The 6888-nt window shown below is 77.5% G+C and carries 9 protein-coding genes; 6 read left to right on the top strand and 3 right to left on the bottom strand.

The genetic code is table 11. The features are described from left to right. Window positions 1-929: helix-turn-helix domain-containing protein (locus ABD160_RS32750; RefSeq protein ID WP_344030460.1), on the bottom strand; the 929-nt coding region annotated here is incomplete at its 3' end. 136 nt (window positions 930-1065) lie between these two features. Between ABD160_RS32750 and ABD160_RS32745 the strand changes: the two genes are divergently transcribed. Beyond that, window positions 1066-1257, top strand: a complete 192-nt coding sequence (locus ABD160_RS32745) for a hypothetical protein (protein WP_344030458.1) — start codon at window positions 1066-1068, stop codon at window positions 1255-1257. 17 nt (window positions 1258-1274) lie between these two features. On the opposite strand, the gene ABD160_RS32740 is transcribed toward ABD160_RS32745, so the two are convergent. Continuing rightward, on the bottom strand, window positions 1275-1778 hold the full coding sequence (locus ABD160_RS32740) for a MarR family winged helix-turn-helix transcriptional regulator (protein WP_344030455.1): 504 nt from the start codon (window positions 1776-1778) through the stop codon (window positions 1275-1277). Window positions 1779-1859: 81 nt separating this feature from the next. On the opposite strand from ABD160_RS32740, the gene ABD160_RS32735 reads away from it, so the two are divergent. Both ABD160_RS32735 and ABD160_RS32730 read left to right on the top strand, forming a co-directional pair. Then, window positions 1860-2174: a thiamine-binding protein gene (locus tag ABD160_RS32735; RefSeq protein WP_344030452.1), complete on the top strand. Its 315-nt coding sequence runs from the start codon at window positions 1860-1862 to the stop codon at window positions 2172-2174. Next, window positions 2171-3070 (top strand): lipase family alpha/beta hydrolase, encoded by a 900-nt coding sequence (locus ABD160_RS32730; RefSeq protein ID WP_344030450.1) that lies wholly within the window; start codon window positions 2171-2173, stop codon window positions 3068-3070. The genes ABD160_RS32735 and ABD160_RS32730 overlap by 4 nt, the downstream gene beginning before the upstream one ends. Window positions 3071-3183: 113 nt before the next feature. On the opposite strand, the gene ABD160_RS32725 is transcribed toward ABD160_RS32730, so the two are convergent. Continuing rightward, window positions 3184-3429, bottom strand: coding sequence for a hypothetical protein (locus ABD160_RS32725; RefSeq protein WP_344030447.1), 246 nt, complete (start codon window positions 3427-3429; stop codon window positions 3184-3186). 521 nt (window positions 3430-3950) lie between these two features. On the opposite strand from ABD160_RS32725, the gene ABD160_RS32720 reads away from it, so the two are divergent. The 3 genes from ABD160_RS32720 to ABD160_RS32710 all read left to right on the top strand — a co-directional run bounded on the left by ABD160_RS32720 (window position 3951) and on the right by ABD160_RS32710 (window position 6616). After that, the gene (locus ABD160_RS32720) at window positions 3951-4892 is read left to right on the top strand and encodes a tetratricopeptide repeat protein (protein WP_344030444.1); all 942 of its coding nucleotides are present in this window, start codon (window positions 3951-3953) and stop codon (window positions 4890-4892) included. A 30-nt stretch (window positions 4893-4922) separates the two neighbouring features. Next, window positions 4923-6179, top strand: a complete 1257-nt coding sequence (locus ABD160_RS32715) for a glycosyltransferase family 87 protein (RefSeq protein ID WP_344030442.1) — start codon at window positions 4923-4925, stop codon at window positions 6177-6179. 206 nt (window positions 6180-6385) lie between these two features. Beyond that, on the top strand, window positions 6386-6616 hold the full coding sequence (locus ABD160_RS32710) for a hypothetical protein (RefSeq protein WP_344030440.1): 231 nt from the start codon (window positions 6386-6388) through the stop codon (window positions 6614-6616). Window positions 6617-6888: the final 272 nt, after the last annotated feature.

Genomic DNA, 6888 nt, shown 5'->3' with positions numbered 1-6888 from the left:
CGTGCGGCCGCGCCGGTGGCCTCCCCGGCGCGCCCGGCCCGGTGCGCGACGACCGCCTCCTGCAGGGCCTCCTCCAGCCGGTCGCGCAGCGGGACCCCGGCGGCCGCGCCTGCCGGGTGACCGTCGAGCTCCACGGTGACCGGGAGGGGCGCCGGGTACCGCTCCACCTCCGGCCCGTCCGCCGGATCCCCGCGATCCCCGCCGTCCTCGCTGTCGAGCTCGGTGCGCAGGCGCTCGCGGCGCCGCGCCGCCCGCTCGGCGGTGCCGCGGTCGCCCGCCCGGTGCGCGGCCCCGGCGGCGAGGCCGTAGGCGATCCAGGCACGGTCCGGTGCATCGCGGTCGCGTTCCTGCTCGCCCGCCAGCAGCGCGGCGCCCGCGAGCAGCTCGGCCAGCACGCGCTCGCGATCCGGGTGCACGCAGTGCTCCAGCAGGTCGCGCAGCTGCTCGACGAGCGCGGCGAGCGGGCCGTGCGCCGCCGCGGTGCCGAGCCGGGCATCCAGCGCGACGATCGTGCGCAGCTGCTCGTGCAGCAGCCCGAGCTCGGTGTCGCCGAGCGCCGCGGCCCGGTCCAGTGCGGCGCGCAGCCGGTCGCCCGGCCCCGTCGCGCCACCCGTCCGAGCGGCCCCGGCCGTCCCGCCGGGGCCGGCCGGGGCGGCGGGCTCCAGGCCGAGCCCGGCGGGGGTGCTCCCGTAGAGCTCGGCCAGCAGCGCCCGCTGGCCGGGGGCCGGGGTCGCGTGCCCGTTCTCCCAGCGGGACAGCTGGGTCTTGAGGCTCCCCGGCCGGGCCGATCCGCCTCCGGCACGCTCGGCGAGCCGGGCCAGCTCCCGGGCCGCGTGGGCCTGCGACCAGCCGCGGTCCAGGCGAGCAGCGCGCAGGAAGGGGGGCCCGCCGCGTTCCCGATCGCCGCCCATCGCGTCCCCGACGTCCACCGGCCCGATTCTGTCGGGGTGCCGCGCTAGCGTCAACGCCGTTGCCGCAACAGGGCGTCAACGGCGGCGCGCGGCGCGGGTGGTGCTCCGGCACCTGCGGCAGGAGCGTCGGCACGGGGGATCGGGAGTGTGCGGCATGGACCTGGTCGACTACGTCTCCTGCGTGGTGCTCGCCGGTGCGTCCGGTGCGGTCGCGGGATGGGCGACGGTGCGGCGGATGCTCCGGTCGCCGTCGCTCTGGCGCAGGCGGGGCATGCGGAGCTGGCCCGGGTACGGGCACGGGCTGCCCCCGCCGTCCCGGCGGCGGCGCCGCGGGGGCCGGGGATGAGCGGCCGGCGGCCGGGATCAGTCGAAGTCGCCTGCCGCGCGGCGGACGGTGCGCAGCAGTGCGGTGAGCCGGTCCTGGTCGGCGTCGTCGAGGCCGCCGAGGCCGAACTCGATGGCGGTCACCGCGGCGGTGGCCTTCGCCAGCCGGGCCCGGCCCTCGGTGGTCAGCTCGACCAGCGTCGCCCGGCGGTCGGTCGGGTGCGGGAGCCTGCGGACCAGGCCGTCGCCCTGCAGCCGGTCGACGATGTTGGTGACGCTGGTCGGGTGCAGCTGCAGCCGCTCACCCATCACCCGCATCGGCAGGCTTCCGCGCCGGGCGAAGTCGAGCAGCACCAGTGCCTCGTAGCGGGCGAAGGTGAGCCCGAGCGGCCGGAGCGCACCGTCCACCTCGGAGAGCAGGATCTGCTGCACCCGCATGACGCTGGTGACCGCGGCCATGGTCCGGGACGGGCCGATCCGCTCCTCCCACAGGTCGGCGGCGCGCTGGATCGGGTCGAAGGGGAGCGACCCGCGAGATGCCATGGCGAGACGCTAGCAAGTGGACCCGGGCCACCCGGCGATCATGCGCGGTGGCATCCCGTGTCGGCGTGGCACTGTGGCGGCATGCTCTTCGCGTTCAGCATCGCACCGTCCGGTTCCGAGTCCGGGGACGGCGGGGTCAGCGCCGCGGTCGCCGAGGCGGTGCGGGTGGTCCGGGAGTCCGGGCTGCCCAACGAGACCACGTCGATGTTCACCACGATCGAGTCGGAGACCTGGGACGAGGGGATGGCCGTGGTCAAGCGGGCCGTCGAGGCGGTCTCCGCCGTGTCGCCGCGGGTCAGCCTGGTGCTCAAGGCCGACATCCGGCCCGGGCACACCGGTCAGCTGCGGGCGAAGGTGGAGCGGGTCGAACAGCACCTGCGCGGGGAAGAGGCGTGAGCGGCGGGCCCGACGCCCCGGGCCGGGGCGTGAGCGGCGGGTCCGGCGGCCCGGATCCGGCCGGGGCGCCCCCGCCGGGGACGGCGCGGGTGGTGCTCATGCACGGGGCCTGGCACCGCGGCTCCTCGTGGGCGCCGGTCACCGCCGCGCTGGAGCGGAGCGGGGTGCCGGTGTCCGCGCCGGACCTGCCGGCCGACAGCGGCGGGTACGAGGACCAGGTCGCCGCGGTGCTCGCGGCGGCGGGCGCCGGCGCGGCCGCGCGGCCCGGCCCGGCCGGTGGGCCGGATGCGGCGGCGGGCTCCGATCCCGCCGGGGAGCCGGTGGTGCTCGTCGGTCACTCGCTGGGCGGGCTGGCGGCGACCGTGGCCGCGGCCCGGCTGGGCGCCGCCCGGGTCCGGGCGCTGGTGCTGGTCGCCGCGCTGGTCCCCGAGCCGGGCCGCCCGCAGCTGGAGCGGTTGAGATCGGAGGGCGACCTGATGGTGCCCGGCTACGACGACGGGATCCGCCGCGGCGACGGTCCGGTCACCTTCTGGCCGGACGCGTCGACGGTCGCGGCCGGTCTCTACCGGGGTGTCGCCGACGAGCTCGCCGCACGGACCGGGGCGGCGGGCGAGCAGCTGGTCGCCGAGGCGGCGGACCGGCTGCGGCCGCAGGACTGGAGCCTGCTGCGGGAGCCGTGCCCGATCGAGGAGTGGCCCGCGGTCCGCACGGTGTCGGTGGTCTGTGCGGACGACCGCGTGGTCGATCCGGCGGGCGGCCGCCGGGAGGCGGCGCGGGTCGGTGCGGAGCTCGTCGAGCTTCCCGGCGGCCACTTCCCGATGCTCACCCGGCCGGCCGCGCTCGCCGGGCTGCTCGCCGATCTCGCGGTGGGGACCGCGCTCCCGGCCCGGAGCTGATCCCCGGCCGCCGTGCCCGCCCCGGACACGACGACGGCCGGTGACGGGGACCCGTCACCGGCCGTTCGTACCGGCCGCGACCGCTGCCGGCCGCGGTGGTGCTGCCGTGCTCGTCAGGCGATGAGGCTGGTGAAGTGGTACACGCCGATCAGGATCGCCACGAAGCTGACCACCATGCCGATCTGGCCCAGCTTGGCGGTGGCCGGCTGGCGGAACGCCAGGAAGCCGACGACCAGACCGGCGGCCCCCAGGATCCAGGCGAACAGCGGCACCAGGAACCCGGCGATCACGGCGAGGGCGCCCAGCGCCAGCGACACGTAGGCGAGGGTCGGCTTGGCAGCGGTCTGAACGTTGCTCATCTTCTGGGATTCCTCCGTCGCGGCCGGCATCGGTCCGGCGTTCTCGCTCGTCTTCTCGGGGGGCGCACCGGATCGGCGCCGCGGATCTCGCCGCCGATCCCGATGACGCAGGCCCTCGGTGACGCAGGGTCACCGTCGAGGCCCTGCACGGGGTTCAACGAGCGAGCGGAGCCGGTGATGCTCCGCCGGTCCGGTGATCGTGAACCGTCCGTGCGCGGCCGCTGCCGCTGCGTGGTCCGGCGGCCACCGGGGCGGCGGGCCGCCGACAGCGACCGGGCGGGCCGACGACAGCGACCGGGCGGGCCGACGACAGCGACCGGGGCGGGACGCCGGCGGCGACCGGGGCGGGATGCCGGCGGCTGCCGGGGCGGGATGCCGGCGGCTGCCGGGGCGGACCGCCGGCCGGGACCGCACCGGTACGCCGCGGGGACCGGCGGGGTGTGTCACGGCCGACACGCGTCCGTGCCAGGATGGACGGCGTGTCTCGTCCAGATCCTCGTCAGACGGCCCAGCGTGCGGCGATGTCCTCCGCGATGGCCGGAGCGGTCGACCTCTCGGGCCTGAAGGCGCGCGCCGACGCGGCCAACAAGCCGACACCGTCCGGAGCAGGTCCCGGCGGGCCCGGCGCGGCCGGTGGCGGCTGGGTGGTCGAGGCCACCGAGCAGGGCTTCCAGAACGAGGTCCTGGAGCCGTCGCTGCAGGTCCCGGTCGTCGTCGAGCTGTGGGCCAGCCGCTACCCGCGCGAGGAGCAGCTGTCCGCCGAGCTCGAGCGGCTGGCGTCCACCGGTGGCGGCGCCTGGCGCCTGGCCCGGGTGGACATCGACACGCAGCCCCGGGTCGCGCAGGCGTTCGGCGTCCAGCAGGTCCCGATGCTGGTGGTCCTGGTCGGCGGTCAGCCGGTGGACGCCGTCAACGGCGCGATCCCGGACGACCGGGCCGCCGAGTGGGTCCGCTCGCTGCTCGACGCGCTGCGCGAGCGGATGCCCGCGATCGCCGAGGGCGAGCGCCGGGCGGCGGAGGCCACCGGCGAGCCCGCGGAGCAGGAGGAGGCGGAGGACCCCCGGTTCACCGCCGCCGAGGACGCGCTCGAGCAGGGCGACTACGCCGCCGCCGAGGCGGCCTACCAGGCCATCCTGGATGCCGAGCCGGCCAACGAGCAGGCCGCGGCCGCGCTCGCCCAGGTGAAGTTCCTGGCCCGCGCCGAGCAGGCCGACCCGAGCGCGATCGAGCGCGCCGACGCGAACCCGGACGACGTCGACGCGCAGCTCGCGGCGGCCGACGCCGAGATGGCCGCGGACCGCGTCGAGGCCGCGTTCGGCCGGCTGGTGAACACGGTGTCCCGCACCGGTGGCGAGGACCGTGACCGGGCCCGCGCCCACCTGGTCGGCCTGTTCGAGCTCTTCCCGGCCGACGACCCGCGGGTCAGCACCGCACGCCGCGCGCTGGGCAGGGCCCTGTTCTGAGTCCGTCCCGGACCTGACACGGGGCCCGCTGTGACCCGACTGCACCGGCTGGTCCGCCGGGCCGCCCCGGCCGTCACCGCCGTCGCGCTGCTGACCGCGGCGCTGCTGCTCGCGTTCGGACCGCCGCCGCTGCTGCGGTGGATCCCGCATCCGGACGTCGCGGGCATGCACGTCGACTTCGACACCTTCTGGCACTCGGCGCGTGCGCTGGTCGAGTACGGGCCGGGCAGCTCGGTCATCTACGACACCGGCGCCCGGCTGCACAACCTCAATCCGCCGCTGCTCAGCGTCCTGCTGGCGCCGCTGGGGGCGCTCGACGCGCTGACCGGCTACCGGATCCTGACGGCCTGCTCGGTGCTGCTCGTGGCCGGTTCGGTCGTCGCGGCCGGCCGGGAGCTGCGCCTCGGCCCCGGCTGGACGCTGCTGGGGCTGGGCGCGGTGCTGGCGTCGTCGCCGCTGCACGGGACGCTGCTGCTCGGCCAGATCTATCCGCTGCTGCTGGCCGGGATCACCGCGGGCTGGATCGCCGAGCGCCGCGGGCATCCGGTCGCCGCGGCGGTGCTGTACAGGATCACGGTGGCGCTCAAGCCGTCCCTGGCGCCGTTGCTGCTGCTCGCGGCGGCCCAGCGGCGGTGGCGGCCGTTCGCCGCGGGCGTCGGGGCGGCCGCGGTCGCGACCCTGGTGGGCGTGGCGGTCGCCGGCTGGTCGACGGCGTGGCAGTGGCTGACGATGGCGCTGGCCGAGCCGGTCGGCCCGACCCTGGACAACGCCTCGCTGCCCGGCCTGGCGCTGCGCTGGGGGCTCCCGGCCGCCGTCGGGACGGTGCTGGGGGCGGCGCTGCTGCTCGGGACCCTCGCGCACTACGCGCGGCGCACCGCCCGGTACGGGTCCGGGCTCGCCGCGGGCACCGATCCCGGCGGGACGGCCCCGTTCGCGGTGCTGGCCACCGGCCTGCTCGCGGCGCCCATCTCCTGGCACAACTACCTGCTGCTGCTCTGGCCCGGTCTGCTCGCACTGGCCGCGTCCGGACGGCCGGGGGACACCCGGCGACGGGTGGTGGCGGCCCTGTTCGCGCTGGCCGTGATCCCGGTCGCCTGGGGCGACCTGTGGGCCGACGGCTTCCCGCTCAGCCCGCTGGGCCGCGCGCTCTACACCGCGGTGCTGCTGGCGGCCTGGTGGGCGCTGCTGCGGCCGGCGACCGGCCCGGTGCCGCCCGGGAGCGCGCCGGTGTCGCGACCGGACCGTCGCCCCGGGGCCGCGGGGGAGCCGGTGCGACCGGGCGCCTGAGCCCGGACCGCTGGTGGACCGTTCACCGATCCGATCCGCCGTGAAACGGCGTTGTGTTCCGTTCTGCGGAAGAGGCGACCCCTCCTTACGGTGAGGTCTTGTAAAGCTCCTTGCTACCAAGCGCGAGGACGCGCGGCCGGACGTCGGCATCCGGCGGATCGAATGATCCGCCGGATGCGCGGACGGACGGCACCGGAAGGAGGAACGTGGCCCGAGTGTGGGTGGACGTCGATCGGCTCCCCGAGCCGACGGCCTGGGTCCCCTGGCGGCCCGACGACGACGCGGCCGGAGCGCCGGCGCGCGCGGGTGCGCCCCGTGCCCCGCAGCCGCAGCACGCAGGTACCGACGACCACCGCGCACCGGACGCCGCGGTCCCGGCCGAGCGGGCCGCGGGCGGCGCGCCCGGCGCGCCGTGCCGGTGCCCGGCCTGCCGCTAGAACCGTGCCGGTGCCCGGGGGGTTGCCGGTAGGGACCGTGCCGGTGCCCGGGGGTTGCCGGTGGGGACTGCGCTGGTGCGCGAGGGCTGCCGGTGGGGACCGTGCCGGTGCCCGGGGCCGCCGGTGAGGATCGTGCCGGTGCCCGGGCCGCCGGTGGAGGGGATCAGTCGGCCGACGACGTGCCGGTGTCCGACCGGCCGGTCCCGGAGCTCCCGGTCACGAAGGACCCGTTGCGGACCGCGCGCGCCCCGATCGTCCCGGGCGCCGGGGCC

This window comes from Pseudonocardia kongjuensis (assembly GCF_039526905.1).
Classification (GTDB): Bacteria; Actinomycetota; Actinomycetes; order Mycobacteriales; family Pseudonocardiaceae; genus Pseudonocardia; species Pseudonocardia kongjuensis.
The sequence above is the reverse complement of the archived record's forward strand: the minus strand, read 5'-3'. Positions and strand labels throughout refer to the sequence as shown.

What these genes read in the sequence shown, in the direction of transcription:
- ABD160_RS32745 (WP_344030458.1), top strand. Translation starts at nt 1,066, where the DNA reads ATGGACCTGGTCGACTACGTCTCCTGCGTGGTGCTCGCCGGTGCGTCC.
- ABD160_RS32740 (WP_344030455.1), bottom strand. Translation starts at nt 1,778, where the DNA reads ATGGCATCTCGCGGGTCGCTCCCCTTCGACCCGATCCAGCGCGCCGCC.
- ABD160_RS32735 (WP_344030452.1), top strand. Translation starts at nt 1,860, where the DNA reads ATGCTCTTCGCGTTCAGCATCGCACCGTCCGGTTCCGAGTCCGGGGAC.
- ABD160_RS32725 (WP_344030447.1), bottom strand. Translation starts at nt 3,429, where the DNA reads ATGAGCAACGTTCAGACCGCTGCCAAGCCGACCCTCGCCTACGTGTCG.
- ABD160_RS32720 (WP_344030444.1), top strand. Translation starts at nt 3,951, where the DNA reads ATGTCCTCCGCGATGGCCGGAGCGGTCGACCTCTCGGGCCTGAAGGCG.